Genomic DNA, 21,947 nt, shown 5'->3' with positions numbered 1-21,947 from the left:
GAGAAAGACAATAAGTAAACATCTGGAAAGGTATTTAATAACAACGGCGCTCGATTACTCTTGCGCCGTTTTGCTTTATATAGTATTGGTCTGAAGCCCTATTCAGGCCGTTTTAGCATGGCCTGAATAGTTTTCTTGGTTTAGCATAACTATATCTGTATTATTTCTGGCGGCCCATATTTCTTTTATTTTCCTACCAGCTTCTTCTGGACTAATGCGGATATACTTGTAGAAGTCTTGGAGGCTTTTATGGCCGCTGATTCTCATGATCAACTCTACTGGTGTGCCAGCGAGGAATTCATTGGTACAGAAAGAACGGCGGCAGGTATGGGAAGTTATCCATCCGTATTTGGGCTTTATAACCTCAATATCCTGATTCCCTCTTTTATAGGAGAACTTAACGGTTTCGCAAATGCCTGCCAGTCGGCCAATTTCTTTAATATTTACATTGAAATCCGGGTTGTTTACGATAGGAATTACCTTTTGGAAGCGATTTATAAGGATCTCATTGGCCGCGTCCATTAAAGGAATTACTACCCAGTGGTCCGATTTTTCCTGCTTTTTCCGAAGCATCCCTTCCCGTATATCTTCTGGCTTGATATTGGAAAAGTCTGAAAACCGAAGTCCGGTAAGACACCCCAAGATAAATAAATCACGATAGGGAAGGAGGGAGGGAAAATCCGATAGGTCGGTATTATATATCTGGTTTATCTCCTTCCATGAAAGGTATATAGCGTCCGAATCTTCATTCAGTATTTTAAAATCCGATAAGTCAATAGGAGGGATGATTTTACGGCGTACCCTATCCCGGACGAATATACGGAGCTGTTTAATCGTTTTGCCTACTGTGGCTGTTTTGAGGCCCTTTGTAACGGTCTTGCGCCTACGCTGGATATATTCAAATGTCAGGAAATCGACCAGCCCCTCATAGAAATTAAAGTCAAGGCAGTTAAAGGTAATAATGGCCTTACGATAGTCTTGATATGCCAGTAGGTGGTCTTTCATGTTTTTATAAACCCGCAACATGCCAGGCGTAACCTTATTGGTCTTGCATTTTATGTAATCATCTATCTGAAAGTAAAAGTCCAGGTTTGTTTCTGGCTGCCTGTCTGCAACCTGTTCCGCCATTGGGGAAAGGGTTTCGGGGTTTAAATCAGGTTTGAAGGTACTTTTGACGAAGGCTAATACATCTATTATTTTCTTTTGAACCGCATGGGAGATAACATCCTCGACTACACGCAACATGGCTTTAAGCCTTTTGTTGAGTGCTTCGGAATCTCCAAATGCTTCTGGCAGGGTTGCCGCTATCCGGGATCTTTTCCAATAGGCGGGAGGGATAGCAATTTCGGTGTTTAACAATGTTCTTTTGTCGGAGTTGTAACAATACTGGATAAAAATAAGGCTTGTACCATCGCGCCTAATCTTGCTACTTTTGCATACTAATTTAAGAGGTAACAGCATAACTAGTCTATTTTTTAGTCTATTAAAGTGGGGCCAACCTTAATAAAGTTAAGAAGTAGAAAAGCGATTTGCTGTTGCAGAATGCTTAAAATCAACGTTTTAGAACGTGTTTAGGTAATCTGCGGTAAGACTAGGAAATAGATCGGAAATCCCAAGGGGATCACGAAAGAGAGTAAAAAGAAATACTCTTACGTAATTAAAACCTTGTAGAAGCTGATTCTACAAGGTTTTTTCGTTTTTGGTGGTAATTGTGTGAAAAGATAAGTAACGATAGAAAAGTGAGCGTTGAGGTTAGCAACAGAATGATTAAATTGTGCTAACCGTCACTGGCCTTAAATGCTATACTGTATTGCGTTTGACCAATGTTAAGTGATGTCAGGATAAGTGCAATTGAAACAATTTTGGTAAACTAAAAACAAATGGTGTATGACCAGCTTTTCTGTTCTTTTCTGGCTCAATAAGAGCCGTACAAAAAACAATAAGCCCGCTATCTATCTTCGCGTCAGCGTAGGCGGCAAACGTGCAGAGCTTTCCACGTATCAGTATGTAACCCCGGCATTATGGAATGCCTCCGCCCAATGTGTTAAAGGAAATTCTGAAGAAGCACAGGCGATCAACCGACAGCTACTCACCCTGAAAGCCAATCTACACAAGCATTACAGCCTATTAGTTGCATCCGGCAAACCGGTAACCGCGGCTGCTGTTAAAAATTCTTTCGCCGGAATCGCGGAACACTCCCGGACTTTATGTGAAGTGATAGACTTCCATAACCGCCGGTTTGGAGAGAAAGTTAAGGCCGGGAAGAAGTCCGGGCGAACGCTGAAGCGCTTTGAGATCACTAAAGAAAAGGTGATCGCCTTCCTGAAAGCCCAGTATCATGTTTCAGATAGATCGCTATCCGAAATTCGTTTTTCTTTTGCCCCGGATTTTGAACACTTTCTTACTACCGTGCAGGGGATAGGAGCTAACACTGCAATGAAGTATGTGAAGATTTTAAAACAGATGCTCAAATTGGCGGTAGATCAGGGTTGGTTAGTCGTTAGTCCTTTGGCAGGATTCAAATGTACCTATGAAGATCCGCAGCGGGAGCGGCTTACCATGGATGAAATTATGGCCCTGTATAACAAGCAACTGATTCCACGATTAGCAGAGGTGCGTGATATTTATCTATTCTGCTGCTTTACCGGTTATGCCTACACAGATGTACTGCATCTTACACCAGATAACCTTGTGATTGGCATCGATGGTGAAAAATGGATTGTGAAGGATAGGGAGAAAACCCAAACAGCGGAACGGGTACCGCTGCTGCCTATTCCATTGGAGATAGTTAACCGGTACAAAGAATCCCCGTATTGCCTGTTATACCGCCGTCTATTGCCGGTTAATAGCAACCAGCGGTATAATGCCTATCTACAAGAAATAGCCACGCTATGCGATATTAAAAAGCATTTAACGACACATACCGCGCGACATACCTTTGCTACTACGGTGACGCTGGAAAATGATGTGCCGATTGAAACGGTGAGCCAGATGTTAGGGCATAAATGTATCCGGACTACGCAGATTTATGCGAAGATCACGCAGCAGAAGGTTAGCAACAACATGAGGGCATTGCGTGAGCGCCTAGCAGTTGATAAACCGAAGTTGCGGGTGACCGTTTAACCAGGTATCGCTGCCGCGGGCTTGCGCCTTATAAACAAATGTTTTTTCAACGGTAGATCACTACCGGGCTTCATGGAAAACATTTGTTTATAAGGCGCTTGTGCTTTGTAGTGTATTTATTTTCCTTCTTGGGCATATTGGGAAATAACAAGTGCCAGCTTTATTCTTCACTGTAATTAGTCATTTCTTCGCCTTCTTTATCAAGCTTTACAATTAGATCGAAGAAACTTTGAGAGATATCTTGTATCGCCAAAGGATCGTCATGATCCCATAAAACAATAGGATAGTCATTATTGGAAGATTCCCTATTTGTATCAAAGCAAAGTGCACCCCAATCACTCCAGTCTGCAAAATGAATATATCCCTTATTAAACATGTACTCAAGTGGCCATCCTTTAAAAATCATTTTTTTGTGCTGCTCTTGCCATCTATGTATAGGGTGTCTGCAAAAACTGGCTTGTGAAATGTCTAGATCATAGAAGTGTTTATGTTTTAGAAACGTTTTGTAATCTGCCGGTAACTTATGCCCCAACTGTGTTTCAAAATTTTCAATTTCTGGATCGGTGACTTTGCTGTCGATAGGAAACCATGTCCGGTATTCTTCTTTGGGATCTTGGTTTGGATCACCCATTTCAATTTCTATTGCACCCGGGATTTTGTTGATATCAGCATCTATCCATTTCTGTAGGTAGGTATCTATTACTTTTTTAATAACATGATCATGATTCATAGTTGCCTTTTAATTGTTTGAAATTCGTGCAGTAGATTTCAGTAAACTTTTTAGTTGCCCAATAAATCTAATGTATTATTTGGATGTAAACACAAATGTCTATTGGGTAAACTTAAGTTCGGATGTGATTACTATTGTAAAGCTAGTTATGGAGTAAGCAATTTCCAGCTTCACAGAAATTTGCAAGAGTACAGGTTGTATCACAACCTGCGTTTTTGGCGCTTCCCCTCCGAAGTCGGTCGCTGGTTTTACCTCTTTAAAATTTTTAGGGGTTAAGGTTATTGCTCAATATTGAATTAGTTTTGGATAGATAGTTCCCTGCTTCGCTGGAACCCGCAAGATGTACGGTTGTATCACAACCGGGATTTTTGAAGCTTCTCCTCCTAAGTCGGGAAGCGGTTTAACCTATGGCAAAATTCGTCTAGGTCAAGGTTATTATTAAGCGCTTAATTATTTTTGAACTGTTAACCATTTATAATAATTTAAAAAGCAAGTGTATGAATGAAAATGCGAGCAATGAAAACGCTATCCCCTCTTTGTCGTTCCCTTTCGGCTCTGACCAATTTTGGCAACAAGTAAGAGCAATAATTCGGGAAGAATTATTTGCAGGAAAGAACGGTCCTATGAAGATTGTTAATGAAGCAGGCAGTTTGCTCCACAAGCCTGTCTATAAGATCTCGGAAGTATGCGACTTGTTTCAGATAACCCGCCAAACGGTGTATGAATGGATAAAGATCGGTAAGTTAAGGCGCTATAAGATTAGATCGCGTGTTTTCTTTTTGAGAGATGAAGTCTGGAAACTATTTCAGCAGGAAAGTAACACCGAGAAGTAGATCTGTAAAGTATGTTATCCCGCGAAGCCAAAATCGAATAGCTCCTTAGGATGCACATCAAGCCCTTTTGCCAGGGCATAAATTACCGATAGCGTAGCTGCATGTTCCCCATTAATTACGCGGTAAACCTGTTTGGTTTCAATATTGCCATGGGCAGCAACCTCTTCTGGGGTCTTTTTCTTAGACTCCAGAAGTTTTTTAAAGTTTTGACCGAAAGCCGTTATATATGCTTGATTCTTAGTTTTCACCTGCTCAAGGTCCGTAACCGGTCAAAAATAAAATTGTCAAATTTGACAAAATTGAATTTATTTATTATTTTAGCATTTAGAATATACTTTTGCGATTCTTCAATACAAGATATTGTAAGCAATTCGCTTTTTAAGTCTCGCTTTTGAAACCTGAGAATCTTCAATGCCACGAGACGATGAAGTGGATGGCTCGCGTTTGTGCGCGGGCCCACTTTTTCGTGGCATGGGCTTCTCAGGGCCTCAAAAGCGAAGGGTGGGTACCGCGCTTTTTTTGTGCCTAATCTTCGCGCCCGCTTTTCATAAAACATATACCTGATAAAAGGTTTTTTTCAGCTCTAATCGGCTGGAAGGGGATTGTATTGCCCGTTCAGAACTGTTTTTATTCACTTTAAATATTCAGTTATGGAAAATCTACTAGACATTTTAGACCAAATTATGGCGTTTGGCACTTCGGATGGTTTTATTGGGCTTTTCGAGTATGAGCTATCTAACGTCATTAGCAGTCATGCGGCTGACCGTTGGACAGGGAGCCAGCGGGCTGATTTTATGACGTTTTGCGCTTTGTTTAGAACCAATACCATCGCAGCTTTTAATATCCGTGATGCGCTGCGAAGAAATGGGGTGGGGGACTTAACACCAGCATTGATCACTGAACTGGAAGGCGATCTGTACGAGTTATCGAGTTTCCAATCGGGTATTGAATTACATGATTTAGAAGCTGCATTGGATCAATACATCGCCATCCTGGTCGATGGGGATACCGGTATGGATGGAACGGTGGCAGCTATTACCGGTAGCTATTTCAGAACTTTTTTCCTTACGCTCCATTCATTAGGTATAGAGGAACGAATCAACGGTATAAAATTGAATAACGCTAACTTTTCAAACGTCATTTTATGAGCATTAAATCCCAACCAGTAAACATTTTACTTGAATTACATACTACATTTTCCAAACTGCCGGTACTTTTTAGAGAGCGTGTTTGTGAAGAATGTAATTATAGTACTCCGACTTTCTATAGAAAAATGAGGGGAATGGATAAACGAGTTGAAGGAAAGCTGGTGCAGGCATTAAGTAGGGCAGAGAAGGAAAAGATACGTGAGATTGCTGAGGAAGTAACGAATGGATTATCTACCTCCATTTTCGGGGAGGAGGATTAGAACCGTCGAGTTTTTTTATGTGTTAGGACTAAACAATAATGGCGCTTGATTCTTCTTGCGCCATTTCCCTTATCACATGTTGAATGCGGAGCATGAAAAGTTTAAGGGTTTTGGTATTACCAAAACATAGCTGGCTAAACCGAGGTTTTGTTATTGGAAATTATTTATGTTTGAGATGAAATGGCCGACTCGCATGCGTCGCAACATTGATTTTTGCCAACTATATTGGTACTATTGGGTAACACAATAAAAATACTGATTCTGTATGGGAGACTTTTTCAGCTCCTCGAAGTTAGGGCTACAGGGCTGGATCTTTTAAAGAAATTAAGTTTCATATGTATAGATTCATAAATGTAGCAGAATAAACGGAGTTTTATATACCAGCTAACACATCTGTACTACTTACGTAAATAGGTTGCGTAGAATCAGCCTATTTTTATTTTGATAGTTAATTTGTTAATACGATTTATAGTCTGTACATTTATTACGAACAATTGAATTTTCGAGCCCAAAATCTTTTTAACCCTTTTTAAATTGTCTGTACCAATGAAAATTTTGTCGTACTGTTAGCACATCCAATTTTAAACTTTGGCCTTTGTAGCTATCTCACATCATCATTTGCAATGTTCTCCAAATAATGTAATTAGATTTCTTTACCCTAAAAGAGTACCTAATTCAAGTACTATGAAATATATTATTTCAGCAGTAATACTGTTTCTTGTTGCATTTAAAGCCCCGTGTCAGAATTTATTTCCATCTTCCGGAAAAGTGGGGATAGGTACAAGTAGTCCTACAGCCTTACTGCATGTAAATGTGGGAAACATCAAACTTACTAACCCGGCTGGTTACCCTTATGGTATTAATCTGGATGTAAATTATGCCGGCACCTGGGCAAGGGAATTGGGCATTTCCTATGGTAGCAGGGGAAAGTTAGCCAGTTTTGGCGTAATGGGAATTGACAGTAATTTAAACTATGCCTACCTGGGAGGAAATACCCTTAATGAAACTAGCCACGTAGCGCCATGGATGACATTTAAGCCCAATGGATTTATTGGAATAGGTACGATTACACCTGTGGACAGACTTACTCTGGAAGTTACAGATAGCACCAGTGACCACTTTGTCAGGATGGAAAATAAAGGGATTGCAGGCTCCCTATTGTATATGGGTACGGCAAATTTTAATTATGTCGTTACCAATTACCGAAAAGCTAACGTAATTGAGAGTTATAAAGATCTACATATTTCCGCGGCTAATGCTAGTAGTAATATATTTTTTGAAACAGGAAGGACAGGCTCCTCATCTCCGGTCCGCATGGTGATTAATGGGGCTGGCAATGTAGGGATAGGAACTACCAGTCCCGGCACCAGTAAGCTGGCTGTAGAGGGAACTATTGCTGCAAGACGGGTAAAGGTGACCTCCGCTAATCCCTGGCCGGACTATGTATTTCATGCGGACTACCATTTGCCTGGGTTATGTGCCCTGGAAGATTTTATTCTAAAGAACAAGCATCTTCCTGATTTGCCAACGGCCGACCAGGTAAAAGATGGGGTTGACCTGGGAGAAGTAAACCGGCTGCTGGTACAAAAAGTGGAAGAGCTGACGCTTTATCTAATCGAGCTAAATAAACAAAACGATATTTTGAGAAATCGGGTGGAAGCACTTGAGTCAAAAAAGTAAAGAATTATAGCACATTATTTACGGGTGCTGATTTGTCACCATATACCATTAATCCCTTAATTCCCCTTCACATAGATATGAAAAGAAGTCTTGCGCAATTAGTAAAAGGCAGCTTGTTGTTGATTACATTGTCAATGCAGGTATACGGGCAACAGTACGAGGCATCGAAGGTTATTCCACCTTCCCCGACGGCAGCAGCCCTTGGATCATATGGTGATATCCCTGTAAATCTTTATACTGGGACTACTAATTTTTCCATTCCGCTATATGAAATAAAAACTAATCAGCATGCTTTGCCTATTAGCTTAAGCTATCACTCTACGGGGGTGAAGGTGGGTGAAAATGCCGGGTGGACAGGGTTAGGTTGGTCGCTCGCAGCCGGTGGTGTTATTACCAGGAACATAGTTGGGCTTGACGATTTTGTTATCGATGGATTTACCGGATATTATACAGCGACGTTACCCAATAAGTTTGATCTGGGAGATAAGGAAATTATTAACATGCCATTGCCACAGCAGGATTACTTTGCTGAAGTACGAAATGGTGGGATTGACACCGATCCAGATATTTTCAATTACAACTTTGGTAAGTACTCAGGGAAGTTTACTGTTGGCAAACAGGTAGACGGCACAATAATATACCATGATGAATGGAATAATCTGAAGGTTGAGTATATAAGAGTACCTAGCCGGTGGATTGTTACGGACGAGTCGGGATACAAATATTATTTCGGCACCAAGGAAATGTCTACAGATTATAACGTCTCTTCTCCAGATACAGAGCTGAGTGATTATGCGCCACTAGGGTATTTTGATATACCTATTAAGCCAAGAGTGGCAAACTCCTGGTACATAGATTCCATTGTGGCGCCGTCTACAGAAAGTATTACATTTATTTATGAAAGCAAAAGTCAGAGCCTTAGTTTAATCAGTAAGTCAGAGTCGCAAAGTGATAAACTTAGGTCCGACTATAACGATGGGGATCCTGGTAACTGTAACCCAGGTCCTACTTCTACACCCCTTCCGGTTGTAAAATCATATGGCGCATCTATTCAGGAAATCAGTGATGTTACGTTAAGTAAAATTAATTTTAGCCAGGGAAGCATTGAGTTTGCCGCAACGGAGAGAAATGATTTATTGTATTCAGGAACTATAAAGCCATCAAAGTTATCTGAAATAACTATTAAAGATGTAAAGGGTAAACAGATCAAGCGGTATTCTTTTTATTACAGTTATTTTCAATCATCTGACTTTAGATCAGTAAGTAATGATAGCATCTATAGACGACGATTAAGGTTAGACTCATTAATTGAACGGGGAGGAGATGGCGTTGCCAAAGCACCTTTTAAGTTTGACTATTACACGCCTGATGGTATTCCCTACAAGTATTCAAAGGCAGTAGATTACTGGGGATATTATAATGGAAAAACCACTAATATGCGTTTGCTCCCTGAAAAGCTGGTTCATTATGAGCCAGGTGCAGAGAAATACTATTTTTTTGATGGTGCGAATAAAAAATCGGAAACAGATCCTGTGAAGCTAAAAAGTGGCATGCTTTCCTCCATTACCTATCCGACTGGAGCAAAAACCGTGCTTGATTATGAGATAAATGATTATCGTAACCTATATGATGATGATACATTCGACTGGGTGCCGCTTTCGGTAGAAGCGTATGCAAGAGGACAGGACCGAACCGCTCATTTGACCAACTCATTTGATATTTATGATTCGGTACCTGTGCCGGCTACTTTTACTACAAGATTTAAAAACGAGAGTAGCCAACCTACTAGCTATATCCGCGACTACGCACATGTGTATAAGAATGGTATTTTATTATATAATTTCTGGGAAGAGAATAACGATATGCCAGGTAATTATTCTCACCCTCAGTCATATTCAGTAATACTTGGTCCGGGGCATTATACAATAGATGTCGTTTCCGATGAAGGATTTACCACTCAGATTGCAGCCAACTGGAGGGCGAGGGTACCAGTCAAAAAAAGATTTGGCGGTGGTTTGCGTATTAAATCAATTACCAACTATGATAATGGCGTGCAAGTGCTAAAACGAAATTTTCAATATGCTATCAATGATACTACCACTTCGGGCCTTTTAATAAATCGGCCTACATACGATTATCTCACCTATCTTGGTCTGTCAAGTCCTCCTTATTGTCAATGGAAACATACCTATTATACCAGAACCTCTTCTTCGATTGCTGTTCAAGGATTGTCTTCTAATGCAGGGATAGTGGGCTATGATAAAGTAACTGAGCTATTGGGAGAAAACGGAGAGAATGGTAAAATTGAGTATTATTATAGAAATGAAGAAGACATGCCAGTGGTTTTTCCTTATTTACCTATGGAGCATAATGTATTGTCAGGTAAGTTGGAAAAGACTATTACTTATAACGCTTCTGGCGCGAAACTAAGCAGGACTGAATATCGGTATGTACGTAACCAGCGCGATATGTTGCCTGGAATGAAAATATATCCTATCCTTCCGATTGCTGCAAATATGGTGGTGAGTTTTCCCTATAAGTTTTATAATACATTTTCCAGTTTCGTGACTCTTGCTGAAGAAATTAAAACAGATTACTCGGGCACCGATACCCTTGGCGTATCTACTAAATATACCTACGCAGGAGGCCGGGTGAGCCCTATGAATGTAATTGGAAATGAAATTACCCAAAGTAGCGGCCAGCGCTTACTGACCTTGAATTCCTATGCTGGTAATTATGCGACAGGCACGGCTTTTATTGACAGTATGCTTTCACGTCATGTGGTTTCCAGCCCTATAGAAACGGTTAGTTATCAGATAAGCGGCAGCGGAGACACCACTATTACAGGAGGAAGTATCTATACCTATAAAACAGCAAATGTAACCTTAGCCGATGAAGTCAAATTGCTCGATGCCCCAGCGCCTATTGCCATGAAAAATTTCAAGTTTTCTAACGCTGCGTTAGGGGTTTTTCCAGCGCCGTTTAACACAACTACTATGCTTTCGGACAGTCGTTATTTAAGAAAAGCTGTTTTTAACACCTATGATAGCAAAGGAAATATACTAGATAGGACTGTTAAATCAGGCCCAACGGAAACGTTTTTATGGGGATATAATTCCCAGTATCCAGTGGCAAAGATTGTCGGGGCAGATTATAACACGGCTAAACAATATATAACCCAGAATGTGCTTGATTTAGCTGCATCCGATCAGATCGTAAGGGATGAAATAAATAAAGTAAGAACAGGTTTGCCGGGTGCATTAGTCACTTCCTATACCTACAGTCATTTAGTGGGTGTCACATCAGAAACAGATCCCACTGGTAAAACAACGTTTTATGAGTATGACAGCTTTGGCCGGTTAAAACTGGTGAAAGATAAGGATGGGAAAATTTTGAAGCAGTTTAATTACCAGTATCAGCAGCCCATTACCCAATAGTTGTAAACCGCCTGAAAATCAAGCTCAATGAAAAGAATAGGTGAAGCGCCTTTAATGGTTAATTTATGAAATCATTTTTGATGATTCTTTTTAGCGTAATTATATGGCAGGATGTCTATGGGCAAATCCGTTTTGACTCCGCAGGGGGAGTATCTGCGGGCAATATAGCGATGCGCCTAACAAATGGGGCGCCCTCTACCTCTATACCGGGAAAGTATCTTTCGCAGGTAAAACAGAAGTCTGATAAAATGCAACGACAGGTGTCTAGTCGCAGTGAACAGGCCTTGAGCCGGTTTATAAGGCAGGAAAAGCGGTTAAAGCGTCGTTTGGGAAAATTGGATTCCGTGAAGGCAAATAATCTCTTCGTGCATTCCATTGATTCGTTAGGTAGCCTGAAATCGCGTATGAAAGGTAAGATAGGTAAGTATTCCAGCGCACTATCGCAAGTAGGAGGCGGGCAATACCTAGATAGTCTTGGCAATTCCCTTGCATTTCTAAAGGAGTCCAAAGGCTTGCTGGCGCAGTCAAAAGGAATCACGGATAAACTCAATGGCTCTTTAAAGTCGGTAGATAACCTCAAAGATAAACTCGTGCAGGCAGAGCAGATCAAAGCCTATATCCGGGAACGTAAGCAGTTGCTGAAAGAGCAATTGAGCCAGTATACTGGTTGTACAAAAGATCTGGAGAAGATGAATAAGGAGGCCTACTATTACGCCCAGCAGCTGAAAGAATATAAGGAGGTTTTCAAGGATAAAAGGAAGGCGGAACAAAAGGCGATGGAAGTGATTAAAAAACTGCCAGCCTATAATGACTTCATGCAAAAGCATTCTCAACTAGCCAGTCTTTTTAATATCCAGGGCGCCACCGCTTCCGCGCAAAGTTTGGAGGGATTACAAACCCGCAGCCAGGTAGAACAGATGATTCAACAACGCATTGGTAGTGGTCCCAATGCCAGCGCTGCTGTAAGTGCGCAGATGGCGGAAGCGCGAAGTAAGTTTGATGAACTCAAAAGTAAATTTCCCGATCTGGATAACGCAGCTGAGATGCCGGATTTCAAACCGAAAGAAATGAAGACCAAAAGTTTTTTGCAGCGGCTGGAATTCGGAAGTAATATCCAGTTTCAGCGAAGCAATAAATTCTTTCCTACTACCGGAGATCTGGCGGGACAAGCGGCTTATAAATTCCACAAGAATGGGAGTGTGGGTCTCGGGCTTGCTTATAAGCTTGGAATGGGTACTGGCTTTGATAATATCCGGTTTTCCAGTCAAGGCATGGGCATTCGTTCTTTTATCGATTGGAAATTAAAAGGGACGTTTTTCCTGAACGGTGGTTATGAGGAGAATTATCAACCGGAATATGCAGGCGTGCTAGAAGGAGTTGGGCAAAAGTGGACGCAGAGTGGGCTGATAGGAATAAGTAAGAAGTATAAGATCAACAGTAAACTAAAAGGAAACATCATTTTATTATTCGATTTTTTATATAATCAGCATGTACCCAGGACAGATCCGGTAAAGCTGAGGATGGGATATAATTTTTAAAATAATTTATTAGTCAAAAAAACATTTCGTATGCGTTTGTTTTTCTCCTTGCTTTGTTTCTCTATCATATTATTGTTACAGGGGACCTGTGTGGAAGTATTTGCCGCCCGGCCGGGCGGCCCTGGAGACTGGCTCACAATGGGTGGTACTAATAGCGGTGTGTCTCCATACAATCTTTATTATTATAAAGTGGCTAAAATTAATGACAATGCACACCGCTATGCAACTACGATTGAAGTAGATATCCAAGGAGATGCCAATTACTATTATGCACAAGGAACCTACCGTATTCGTATAGATAAGTATGAGGGTACCACTATCGGAAGGTTCGATGGTTTGGAAATTCGCACTATCTCCGGTAATCCCTCGGCGGCCACATTTTATGTATTCAATGATGCATTATGGGTTAAGTCAAATTACCAGTGGGGCCTGATACATTATCGTACGATAGATTATCTGCCCAATAGCCCGATAAATACAGCGCCTTTTGATCAGACCACCACCGCACCGGCTGGCTTTGTGACTAGTACGAGTACCTATGGACTGAAATGCGACTTTGATAACAATAAATACTACCAACTGTCTTATGAGGATGTTCAGGGCAATACCACGAATATGGGAAAACTGGGCGTCGGTACGGTGCCTGGTTACGTATTACATACCTTGGCTCCAGGCAACACTAATAAGGCGTCCGCCTATTTATGGGGGGAAAACTATGGAGTAGCTATTGGAACGCTTAATGCCACAGCCGCCAATTATTCGTTTGCCGTATTAAATAATGCCACTACTGATGGGTCTTCGGCACCAGGTGGCGGCAAACCGTTGTTATATGTGAGAGGCGATGGAAATGTGGGCATAGGCACCAGTGCGCCACAGGCCAAGTTAGCGGTAAAGGGTGATGTTTTTGCTCAGAAAGTAAAAGTTACCCAGACAGGATGGGCTGATTTTGTGTTTCATCCCGACTACAAGCTACCCTCACTGCTGGAGGTAGAGCATTTTATTAAAACCAATAAACATCTACCGGAAATACCATCGCAAAGTGAGGTGGAAAAAGAGGGATTAGATATTGGTGAGATCAATAAGAAGTTGCTGCAGAAGATAGAGGAGCTAACCTTGTACATCATAGAAATGAAGAAAGAAAGTACAGCCCAGCGTCTAGAGCTACAGCTATTAAAAAGAAAAGTGCTGGAAGAGAAGTAATCGTTATTGACATCCCAATTATAATAGTAGTCATTGGTAAACTTATTGAAATAAATAATATGCATAGACTTTATTTGGTTTTAATGCTACTCGGTCTTGCTTTAAAATTATCCGCGCAGAAACCGGATGTTACTGTCCGTCCGGCAGCCACGCCGGTACTGGTGCCGGGCGCTTATTCAAATACGACCATTAATTACGTCCGTACCTGGGAACCAGCTATACCCACTACTGATACAAACTATGTAACTGCCGCTGGCCGGCAGGTAACGGAAGTGAGGCAGTCTACCCAATATTTTGATGGACTTGGCCGGCCGTTACAAACGGTGCAAAGGGCGATGAGTCCGGGAGGAAAGGACTTAGTAAGTCCCGTTAAATATGACGATTTTGGACGGGAGCAGTTTAAGTATCTGCCATATGTACAGCAAAGTGGTAATATCAGCGATGGTAAATTCAAAATGGACCCTTTCAATGGGCAAAAAGCCTTTTATCAGAAGGATACGCTGGTGCCTGGAGCAACAGGTGAAACGGTTTATTACAGCCGGGTGGATTACGAAGCTTCACCTTTGAACCGAACGTTTAAAACCTACGCACCAGGTAATAGCTGGGCCAAAAATGATCTAACGACCGTAGAGCGGGGAGGAAACCGTCCCGTTGAGGCGAGATATCAAATCAACACTTTGGCTGATTCTGTACGGATTTGGGATTTTTCGGGAGGTGTGGTTATTCCTACCAGCGCTGCCGGTAAAATTTACGGAGCAGGGCAATTGTATAAAAATCTGAGTGTTGACGAAGTGGGCAACCAGGTAGTGGAATACAAGGACAAAGAAGGAAGAGTGATTTTAAAGAAGATACAAGCATCTCCTACGCCAGGAACAGCACATATGGGCTGGCTCTGTACATATTATGCTTATGATGACCAAGGTAATCTTCGATTTGTGATTCCTCCAAAGGCAGTGGAGGCGATCATCAGTAATTGGGTGGTCAGTAGTGCTATTGCCGCGGAACTATGTTTTATTTATCGCTATGACGGGCAGCACCGAATGATTATTAAGAAAATTCCCGGTGCCGATTCTTCGGAGATGGTCTATGATGTCAGAGACAGACTGGCCTTTTCCAGGGATGGAAATATGAAAGGGAAAAGTTGGGTAGTAACCTTCTATGATAACCTGAACCGGCCAACAATGACAGCTCTTTATAGTGATGCCAGTAGCAGGGAGGCGCTTCAGACATCCATGAACACAGCAACGGGTAACACACAGGTAATACCGTATACTTTCCCGGGTACCGCCGACCTGGTACTGGCCTCCTATGATGGTACTACTCCTTTATTCCAGGCTACCAGCAGTGTCTTTTTAACTGACGGTTTTGACACTGGTGCTGGCGGATCTGTTACTCTGGAAATCAATCCATCGGTTACGCAAGGGACTACCTCTATTACCGCTACCAATCCGCTGCCGAGTATTCCTGCTAACAAATTAACTCCGTTGAGTTATACCTACTATGCAGATTATTCATTTGCAGGTAGCAGAAACTATGATACCCGTGATATTGCTAAGCCCCAACCTGGAGGTAATCTATATGCAGAGGCTTTACCGGCAATTGCAAGTAGCATGATTAAAGGCTTAGTAACCGGTACCAAAGTAAGGGTGTTGGGAACCGATCAGTGGCTGACGACGACGAGCTATTACAATGACAAAGGCCGCCTGATACAGTTGCAGTCCGATAATATCAGTGGCGGCTATGATGTGATAAATCACCTGTATGATTTTAATGGGAAATTACTAAGTATCTACCAACGCCACCGCAACCAGCGCAGTGGCACTAGTCCTGAGATAACGGTGCGGACCATTATGAATTATGACGCTGGCGGCCGTCTGGTCAGCATTAAAAAAATGCTCAATGATGATCCTGCCCAGGAAAAGACCCTGGCAGTAAACGAATATGATGAGTTAGGGCAACTGAAAAAGAAGCGTTTAGGTGTTACGGGAGGCAGCACACAGCTGGAGATCTTAAACTATGAATACAATATCCGGGGCTGGCTAAAGGCTATTAATAAAGACTTTGTGACGACGGCCAGTGGCTCTGCTAACTGGTTTGGGCAAACATTGAGTTACGATTACGGATTTTCCTCCATGCAATATAATGGAAATATTGCAGGTGCTATTTGGAAAAGCCGCAGTGATACCATTGCCAGGGCCTATGGGTTTGCCTATGATAGGGTAAACAGATTGCTGTCAGCCGATTTTAACCAGGTTAATGCAGGCAGTACTGGTTGGTCAAAAAACCTGAAAGACTTTTCAGTGAGCGGTCTTTCCTATGACGCGGCTGGTAATATACAGTTGATGAATCAAAAAGGGATGAATGGGCTGACCATACTAACGCTCGATAGCCTTAAGTATGGCTATGGTACCGGTAGTAACAAATTATCCTTTGTAACAGACCGTAAGAACAATGCGCAAAGTCAGTTGGGAGATTTTAAAGAGGTCAATAACAATGAAACAATAGATTATGCATATGACGCTAACGGTAATCTGACAAAAGATGCCAATAAAAGTATTGATTCTATCAGGTATAACCACCTCAATCTCCCTGATAGTATTAATATCGCGGGGAAAGGCAATATTAAGTATTTGTATGATGCTGCCGGCAATAAACTTCGAAAAATCGTTACAGATATTACAGGCGGGCCGGCCAAAGTGACAACGACCGATTACGTTGGTAGTTTTGTATATAAAAATGATACGCTGGAATTTGTGGGACATGAGGAAGGCAGAACCAGGCCTGTATTTGCTGCAGGGCAGCCCGTGCGTTATATGTATGATTATTTTGTAAAAGACCATCTGGGCAATATACGGATGGTACTTACCGAGCAATCTGACTTTACCATGTATGCGGCTACCATGGAGGCGCCAGCGGCAGCTAAGGAAAACGCACTATTCAGCAATATAGATAATACCCGTGCAGATAAGCCTGCCGGCTATCCCACCGATGAAAGCGCCGGAGACAATGCGGCAGTGGCCAAACTAACGGCTACGGGTAGTGGTAAGAAAATAGGCCCCTCTATCGTTTTGAGAGTAATGGCCGGTGATACTATTTCGCTGAGCGCCAAAGCCTTCTATAAATCTACTGGACCTAAGGACAAAAATGAGGTTAGCCCTTCCGTTGAAAATATGCTAACTGATCTGGTACATGCCTTTAATGGCAGTGGTGCAGCAGATAATGGGGCGCATGGATTAACGAACGCCAGTGAGCAAACACCGTTTAACATTAACTTTTATAACAACGATTACCGGCGGTTAAAAGAAAAAGAGCCTGATCAGCCAAATGCAGACAGACCTAAAGCCTATCTTAATTTTGTATTGTTCGACGATCAGTTTAAATTAGTGGATGGCAATAGTGGCGTAAAACAGGTGAAAGCAGAGCCAGACCAGCTACAGACGCTTTCCCAGGATAAAATGGTAGCAGAGAAATCAGGTTTTCTTTATGTATACACCAGCAACGAGGGAAGTCAGGACGTGTTCTTTGATAACGTTATTTTGGGGCTAAATTCTGGTCCTTTGCTGGAGGAGACGCACTACTATCCGTTTGGACTCACAATGGCGGGGATTAGTTCAAATGCGTTGAAGGGAAGCAACTATGCTGAAAACCGCTTGAAATACAATGGTAAAGAGCTACAGTCAAAAGAATTGGGAGATGGAAGTGGATTGGAATGGTATGACTATGGAGCGAGGATGTATGATGCGCAGATAGGTAGATGGCATGTGCTGGATCCTTTATCGGAGAAAATGAGAAGGCATTCGCCGTATAACTATGCATTTGACAACCCAATTCGTTTTGTTGATCCTGATGGAATGGGACCGCAAGATATTGTTTATTTTAATTTGCATGGTGAAGAGGTCCGTAGAGTTAAGAGTAGTACTGAATTTAGGACATTTATACAGACCTCAACTCAAGCTGGAGATCCCGCTAAAAGTAACAGTGGTTGGAAAGAGGTGCCAATGCCAAATGTTATCCAAAATAGAACAGAAGGAGGAAATCCCACAACAGACGCAGCTTATCAGAAGAATGATTATGTTATAGCAGCAAGAACAGGATATTTTAATCAGGCAAAAGAGGCCGGTGCTTTAAGCCTTTCGACGGAAGGGGGGAATCCGATACCTAATGACGCCGTCAAAAGCATGCCAGATCTTGATCCAACTTTAGTAAAAGCAGTAGCCATGCAAGAATCATCATTAGGTACTACAGGAGTTACTGATATAATGCAGGCAAATGTGGGAGGCGATTGGGGAGATGGCAAGATGAAAACTAATTATTCGTTGGAAAAGGGTGAGAAACCAAGTGTAACTAACTCGATATATTCAGGAATAAGGATTTTGGGAACAAAAGGGTTTAAGGGTGGCGTTACATATGATAAGAAAACAGGAACTTCTACATTTAGGTTTAAAGGTTGGGAAAATGCAGTCGAACAATATAACGGTGGGGGAACGGCTGGTTATAAAGATAATGTTATACGGATGGTAAGTGAATCAATGAAGCCAGAACCCAACAGTTATTAAAAAATAATAAAGTTATGAGAGCTACAATTTTGCTGTTGATTCTTAGTATGTATTTAAAGCTATGTGCGCAAGATGAATCCAGTCTTAGGACGCAGGTGTTAGGTAAAAATGCTATTGGGAAAGAGTTTATATTTAAAGGAAAAGGCAATAATGAAACTCAATTAAAATATATAGGAAGTATTAGAACGAAAAAAGGAGAAACACTCAAATTTTTGAATTCAGTTTACCTTTTTGGTTTGTATAAAGATTCAAAACGGGCTACATGTCAAATTTTGGTTTATGATGGAGCTAATAAGTATTTAGGCTGCTATAATGTAGGTGGAATATGGTATCTGCCTAATAGATTAGAGAAGGCAAAACTGATCTTTCTTCCACATAAAGGATGTGATCAAGCAACAAAAATAAGTTTTGAAAATGGGATTCCTTCTCAAATTTATATATTATGTAAAGGAAAAGAGGGAGATGTTTTTACATTTGTAGGTAGCTAGCGTTAATCTTGTTTGATTATTAAGAATAAGCCGTAGCGGTTTTGCTACGGCTTACCAGCCCAGGTAACTGGTATTTTTCTTCTTGAATCAATAAATATTTATCTACCTTTACCTATTCATTACTCCTGATTTTAACGGTTACACGTAATCAGGTTAGCATTACGGTTAGCAGTAAACGGTCACCACTATCAAACACAGACACTACAAGACATTACGAACATACGTGCTACTCCCAAGGGGATCACTGGAAGATTACAAAGCTCGCGCTGGTCGCGGGCTTTGTTGTTTTGGTCTATTTGTTAGTCTATCAAAGTGCGAAATTGCGATTCGTGGTTACTTTGTTTTATTAGGGTTGACTTGTCTATATGTAAGGTACAATTTTTTAAGATAATTTTTAATGGATTAGAATTATAGGCAATTCTAGATTATTCATAATTATTTCCGATAATCTTGATTTCGGTTATATGGAATATGTGCTGTCCAAGGCGCTGTATATGGTTTATGCTTCAATCCTTTCACTAATTCATCTCTCGGGATTCCCCACGTGTAAGATATGTAGTGAACATGAGGAGATTCTCCAACTTCTTTGCCGGTAATACTGTTATAGGTAAAAAAGAAACAATGCCATTCTGAGCCCTTATCCAGTAGTTTTGCAATAACAACCTTTCTATTTTCAATTACAGCTTTTATTTGTCCAGCAGTCATGGCTGTATTTCCAATTGTGGAAATGGTGCCTTTCTCGTCATCCTTATAGGCTAATTCAGGCATTTTAGACGCATCCGTTCCATTGGGAAGGTTATGAGATTCATACACACTATAAGTATAACCATACTTTTCCCAAGCTGTAAAAATAAATGCTAATAATATGTCTGGATTCAAAGAAATATTCTTTAACAGTTTAATTTGCTCTTTCTTCTTTGTACTTGCCAATATAGCCAATAAACCATCCGGTAATTGAGTCGCCATTATTCTATTATATTCCTCCTCCCAATATTTAATGGCTCTTTTCAATAGTGTTTTGGTTATGATTGCATTTGGGTCTCTTACACCATTTGGATCGGGGAGCATTTCACGTCTAAGGGATAATATGCTACTTTCCAAACTTATGTGTGCGTTGATAATTGCTTCGGATATCTTCTGGACAGGATTTGCATATTCAAATTCACCTACTTTAAGCAAATTATAATGCTCATTTTCTTTCATATCTGTAATTTTCCTAGAATTCATATAATAAATTGAACGAATCTTAGTTACGAGTTGCAGATTTTTATCAGAAATAGCTCATTATCACCTTTAAAACTTAGCCTTATAGTTCAGTAACAGCGTAGTGAAATGGTGAAAATGACCTTATGTTATTGGCTATCCTTTCTAACAATAGAGCTTACTCTTCCGAATTGATGATCGTAATATCCCATTCCATTCGTATGTTGCATGTAGGCTACAGGCTCAATTACATTTTCCAGAGCTAACCTGTTACTTTTAAAATGGGTGCTATAAATTTCAATATCTTTCCATCCGCCCCATAGTACGGGGATTAAATAAAAATGTACATCCTCTTTAAGGTTTTCCTTCTTTTTATTTATTTTTTTGGTTAATCTATCGGTTAAGAACTTGTTAATAGCGATAGGGTCTGCTTCTATGCGGTCGCTATTCAGGTGTATGTTGACGATTTCAATTAATAGGGAGCTATCACTTTCGATTTTCTTCAATTGAAAATCAATAGAATCACCATTTTTAAGTGGTGCTTCGACACGTTCAAGCCTATAATTTTTTGTTTTCATCAAGTTATTTAGTGTTGCAATTTCACCAACAAAATCGTAGAACTTCAGACTGAATATCGTAAGTATTTTTTTGATAGTTGAGCAAACCATTTTCTTTTCCTTGGCTTCTAGAGAATCAGATAGTTCTTCAAATAGGCAGTTAAGAAAATGTAGCATCCCAATTGCTTGAGATTGACCTTTCCTAGCGGACATAATTGTGAAAAATAATGTAGCATCCACTTCTATTTTATCTCCGACAGCAAGTGTAGCTTTCTCCTTCAAGAAGGTATCGAAAAGACGATCGATTCTGTTCCATGGAAAATCATTATCGATGCATGTTATTTCTAATAATGCAGGCAGATAGAAGGCGACGTTTTGTTTCGCGTAATTTATTTCTGATTTTTTCATTATTTTATTTCGCTTCACGATTCAATCGTTTTTCAATTTTCAATAGTGAGGGAACAGTTATAAAATTACGGAATTTGCATAACTATTAGGCGGTTGCTATAGTATAAGCAGCATACTAAATGCCTACTGATTACTTAAGAAGGTAGGGGCCTGTTAGACTTGTATCATCTTCCATGTTTGGCAATAATGAAATTGCAAATAATATGGATGAGCTTAGTTTGGGCTGGCAAAAATATGAGGCAAAGCTGCTCAGTCAGCCTTGCCTCTATCATTAACTAATCTTCTACAACACTTGCTCCAGGCGCATTCTTTTTCACTGATTCTATTCCATTATCGCGGCTGGCCGTAGCTTCATAAATCTGGAATCAGCGACATTTTAAAAAGTCTTTCCCCATCCTGCGCGATGAAGTTATTTCGCTCAGCCGTATCGGTTCCATGAATACCTATAGCCGTTGTATAAAGGAGCTGCATTGCTACGGTTACATTCTGTATCAACAAGGCCGATTGACCATGCCTGGCATTGTTACCATTCTTCCGCTTCCGGAATCATCTGAGGATGACACTACTCAACTTCAGCTATTTGATGAACTAAATGGGGGTGAATCAGATCCCCAAAATAGTCACTTCAGTCGCAAAAATGATACTGCTTCGTGTCTCAAAAATGCGACTATGCCTTGTCGCAAAAGTGATACTATACCAGTCCCAATTTTGCGACACTTTAATAAACAAATAAACAAGTATAAGCGAGAGAGAGAAAACATGCTCCCGCTCTCAAAAAAAAATTAT

16 protein-coding genes are annotated in these 21,947 nt (G+C 40.9%); 10 read left to right on the top strand and 6 right to left on the bottom strand.

All coding sequences use genetic code 11. The annotated features are described in order from the left end of the window. Nucleotides 1-102 precede the first annotated feature (102 nt). The gene (locus tag AC5ZC7_RS19485) at nucleotides 103-1,461 is read right to left on the bottom strand and encodes a phage integrase SAM-like domain-containing protein (RefSeq protein ID WP_496157226.1); all 1,359 of its coding nucleotides are present in this window, start codon (nucleotides 1,459-1,461) and stop codon (nucleotides 103-105) included. A 426-nt stretch (nucleotides 1,462-1,887) separates the two neighbouring features. Here AC5ZC7_RS19485 and AC5ZC7_RS19480 point away from each other — a divergent pair, with 426 nt between their 5' ends. After that, nucleotides 1,888-3,123, top strand: coding sequence for a tyrosine-type recombinase/integrase (locus tag AC5ZC7_RS19480; RefSeq protein WP_496157227.1), 1,236 nt, complete (start codon nucleotides 1,888-1,890; stop codon nucleotides 3,121-3,123). 160 nt (nucleotides 3,124-3,283) lie between these two features. On the opposite strand, the gene AC5ZC7_RS19475 is transcribed toward AC5ZC7_RS19480, so the two are convergent. Then, on the bottom strand, nucleotides 3,284-3,853 hold the full coding sequence (locus tag AC5ZC7_RS19475; protein WP_496157228.1) for an SMI1/KNR4 family protein: 570 nt from the start codon (nucleotides 3,851-3,853) through the stop codon (nucleotides 3,284-3,286). 497 nt (nucleotides 3,854-4,350) lie between these two features. Between AC5ZC7_RS19475 and AC5ZC7_RS19470 the strand changes: the two genes are divergently transcribed. Then, a complete protein-coding gene (locus AC5ZC7_RS19470) occupies nucleotides 4,351-4,686 on the top strand; it encodes a helix-turn-helix domain-containing protein (protein WP_496157229.1) in 336 nt (111 codons plus the stop codon). 14 nt (nucleotides 4,687-4,700) lie between these two features. Here AC5ZC7_RS19470 and AC5ZC7_RS19465 read toward each other — a convergent pair whose 3' ends face one another. Continuing rightward, a complete protein-coding gene (locus AC5ZC7_RS19465; RefSeq protein ID WP_496157230.1) occupies nucleotides 4,701-4,934 on the bottom strand; it encodes a helix-turn-helix domain-containing protein in 234 nt (77 codons plus the stop codon). 402 nt (nucleotides 4,935-5,336) lie between these two features. Here AC5ZC7_RS19465 and AC5ZC7_RS19460 point away from each other — a divergent pair, with 402 nt between their 5' ends. From AC5ZC7_RS19460 to AC5ZC7_RS19425, 8 genes are all read left to right on the top strand, one after another. Next, nucleotides 5,337-5,834, top strand: a complete 498-nt coding sequence (locus tag AC5ZC7_RS19460) for a hypothetical protein (RefSeq protein ID WP_496157231.1) — start codon at nucleotides 5,337-5,339, stop codon at nucleotides 5,832-5,834. A 134-nt stretch (nucleotides 5,835-5,968) separates the two neighbouring features. Beyond that, nucleotides 5,969-6,094: a hypothetical protein gene (locus tag AC5ZC7_RS19455; RefSeq protein WP_496157232.1), complete on the top strand. Its 126-nt coding sequence runs from the start codon at nucleotides 5,969-5,971 to the stop codon at nucleotides 6,092-6,094. 684 nt (nucleotides 6,095-6,778) lie between these two features. Then, nucleotides 6,779-7,774, top strand: coding sequence for a hypothetical protein (locus tag AC5ZC7_RS19450; RefSeq protein ID WP_496157233.1), 996 nt, complete (start codon nucleotides 6,779-6,781; stop codon nucleotides 7,772-7,774). Between the two features lie 77 nt (nucleotides 7,775-7,851). After that, nucleotides 7,852-11,211 carry an RHS repeat domain-containing protein gene (locus tag AC5ZC7_RS19445; protein WP_496157234.1) on the top strand — a complete coding sequence of 1,120 codons (3,360 nt, stop codon included), beginning with the start codon at nucleotides 7,852-7,854 and terminating at the stop codon, nucleotides 11,209-11,211. Nucleotides 11,212-11,276: 65 nt separating this feature from the next. Further along, nucleotides 11,277-12,749, top strand: a complete 1,473-nt coding sequence (locus AC5ZC7_RS19440; protein WP_496157235.1) for a hypothetical protein — start codon at nucleotides 11,277-11,279, stop codon at nucleotides 12,747-12,749. Between the two features lie 30 nt (nucleotides 12,750-12,779). Next, on the top strand, nucleotides 12,780-13,949 hold the full coding sequence (locus AC5ZC7_RS19435) for a hypothetical protein (protein WP_496157236.1): 1,170 nt from the start codon (nucleotides 12,780-12,782) through the stop codon (nucleotides 13,947-13,949). A gap of 83 nt (nucleotides 13,950-14,032) precedes the next feature. Beyond that, entirely contained in the window at nucleotides 14,033-18,505 is a 4,473-nt protein-coding gene (locus tag AC5ZC7_RS19430) for a DUF6443 domain-containing protein (protein WP_496157237.1), read from the top strand. Between the two features lie 14 nt (nucleotides 18,506-18,519). Then, on the top strand, nucleotides 18,520-18,993 hold the full coding sequence (locus AC5ZC7_RS19425) for a hypothetical protein (protein WP_496157238.1): 474 nt from the start codon (nucleotides 18,520-18,522) through the stop codon (nucleotides 18,991-18,993). Nucleotides 18,994-19,428: 435 nt separating this feature from the next. On the opposite strand, the gene AC5ZC7_RS19420 is transcribed toward AC5ZC7_RS19425, so the two are convergent. The 3 genes from AC5ZC7_RS19420 to AC5ZC7_RS19410 all read right to left on the bottom strand — a co-directional run bounded on the left by AC5ZC7_RS19420 (nucleotide 19,429) and on the right by AC5ZC7_RS19410 (nucleotide 21,487). Further along, nucleotides 19,429-20,196 carry a hypothetical protein gene (locus tag AC5ZC7_RS19420; RefSeq protein WP_496157239.1) on the bottom strand — a complete coding sequence of 256 codons (768 nt, stop codon included), beginning with the start codon at nucleotides 20,194-20,196 and terminating at the stop codon, nucleotides 19,429-19,431. A 149-nt stretch (nucleotides 20,197-20,345) separates the two neighbouring features. Further along, on the bottom strand, nucleotides 20,346-21,179 hold the full coding sequence (locus AC5ZC7_RS19415; protein ID WP_511911257.1) for a hypothetical protein: 834 nt from the start codon (nucleotides 21,177-21,179) through the stop codon (nucleotides 20,346-20,348). 257 nt (nucleotides 21,180-21,436) lie between these two features. Further along, nucleotides 21,437-21,487 carry a hypothetical protein gene (locus AC5ZC7_RS19410; protein ID WP_511911607.1) on the bottom strand — a complete coding sequence of 17 codons (51 nt, stop codon included), beginning with the start codon at nucleotides 21,485-21,487 and terminating at the stop codon, nucleotides 21,437-21,439. Between the last annotated feature and the right edge of the window lie 460 nt (nucleotides 21,488-21,947).

The organism is Chitinophaga sp. 9-1-y (assembly GCF_059511905.2).
Note: the sequence above shows the minus strand (reverse complement) of the source record. Positions and strands in the feature narration are given on the sequence as shown.

What these genes read in the sequence shown, in the direction of transcription:
- AC5ZC7_RS19435 (WP_496157236.1), top strand. Translation starts at nt 12,780, where the DNA reads ATGCGTTTGTTTTTCTCCTTGCTTTGTTTCTCTATCATATTATTGTTA.
- AC5ZC7_RS19480 (WP_496157227.1), top strand. Translation starts at nt 1,888, where the DNA reads ATGACCAGCTTTTCTGTTCTTTTCTGGCTCAATAAGAGCCGTACAAAA.
- AC5ZC7_RS19420 (WP_496157239.1), bottom strand. Translation starts at nt 20,196, where the DNA reads ATGAAAGAAAATGAGCATTATAATTTGCTTAAAGTAGGTGAATTTGAA.
- AC5ZC7_RS19430 (WP_496157237.1), top strand. Translation starts at nt 14,033, where the DNA reads ATGCTACTCGGTCTTGCTTTAAAATTATCCGCGCAGAAACCGGATGTT.
- AC5ZC7_RS19445 (WP_496157234.1), top strand. Translation starts at nt 7,852, where the DNA reads ATGAAAAGAAGTCTTGCGCAATTAGTAAAAGGCAGCTTGTTGTTGATT.
- AC5ZC7_RS19440 (WP_496157235.1), top strand. Translation starts at nt 11,277, where the DNA reads ATGAAATCATTTTTGATGATTCTTTTTAGCGTAATTATATGGCAGGAT.
- AC5ZC7_RS19460 (WP_496157231.1), top strand. Translation starts at nt 5,337, where the DNA reads ATGGAAAATCTACTAGACATTTTAGACCAAATTATGGCGTTTGGCACT.
- AC5ZC7_RS19475 (WP_496157228.1), bottom strand. Translation starts at nt 3,853, where the DNA reads ATGAATCATGATCATGTTATTAAAAAAGTAATAGATACCTACCTACAG.
- AC5ZC7_RS19470 (WP_496157229.1), top strand. Translation starts at nt 4,351, where the DNA reads ATGAATGAAAATGCGAGCAATGAAAACGCTATCCCCTCTTTGTCGTTC.
- AC5ZC7_RS19455 (WP_496157232.1), top strand. Translation starts at nt 5,969, where the DNA reads ATGGATAAACGAGTTGAAGGAAAGCTGGTGCAGGCATTAAGTAGGGCA.
- AC5ZC7_RS19425 (WP_496157238.1), top strand. Translation starts at nt 18,520, where the DNA reads ATGAGAGCTACAATTTTGCTGTTGATTCTTAGTATGTATTTAAAGCTA.
- AC5ZC7_RS19450 (WP_496157233.1), top strand. Translation starts at nt 6,779, where the DNA reads ATGAAATATATTATTTCAGCAGTAATACTGTTTCTTGTTGCATTTAAA.
- AC5ZC7_RS19485 (WP_496157226.1), bottom strand. Translation starts at nt 1,461, where the DNA reads ATGCTGTTACCTCTTAAATTAGTATGCAAAAGTAGCAAGATTAGGCGC.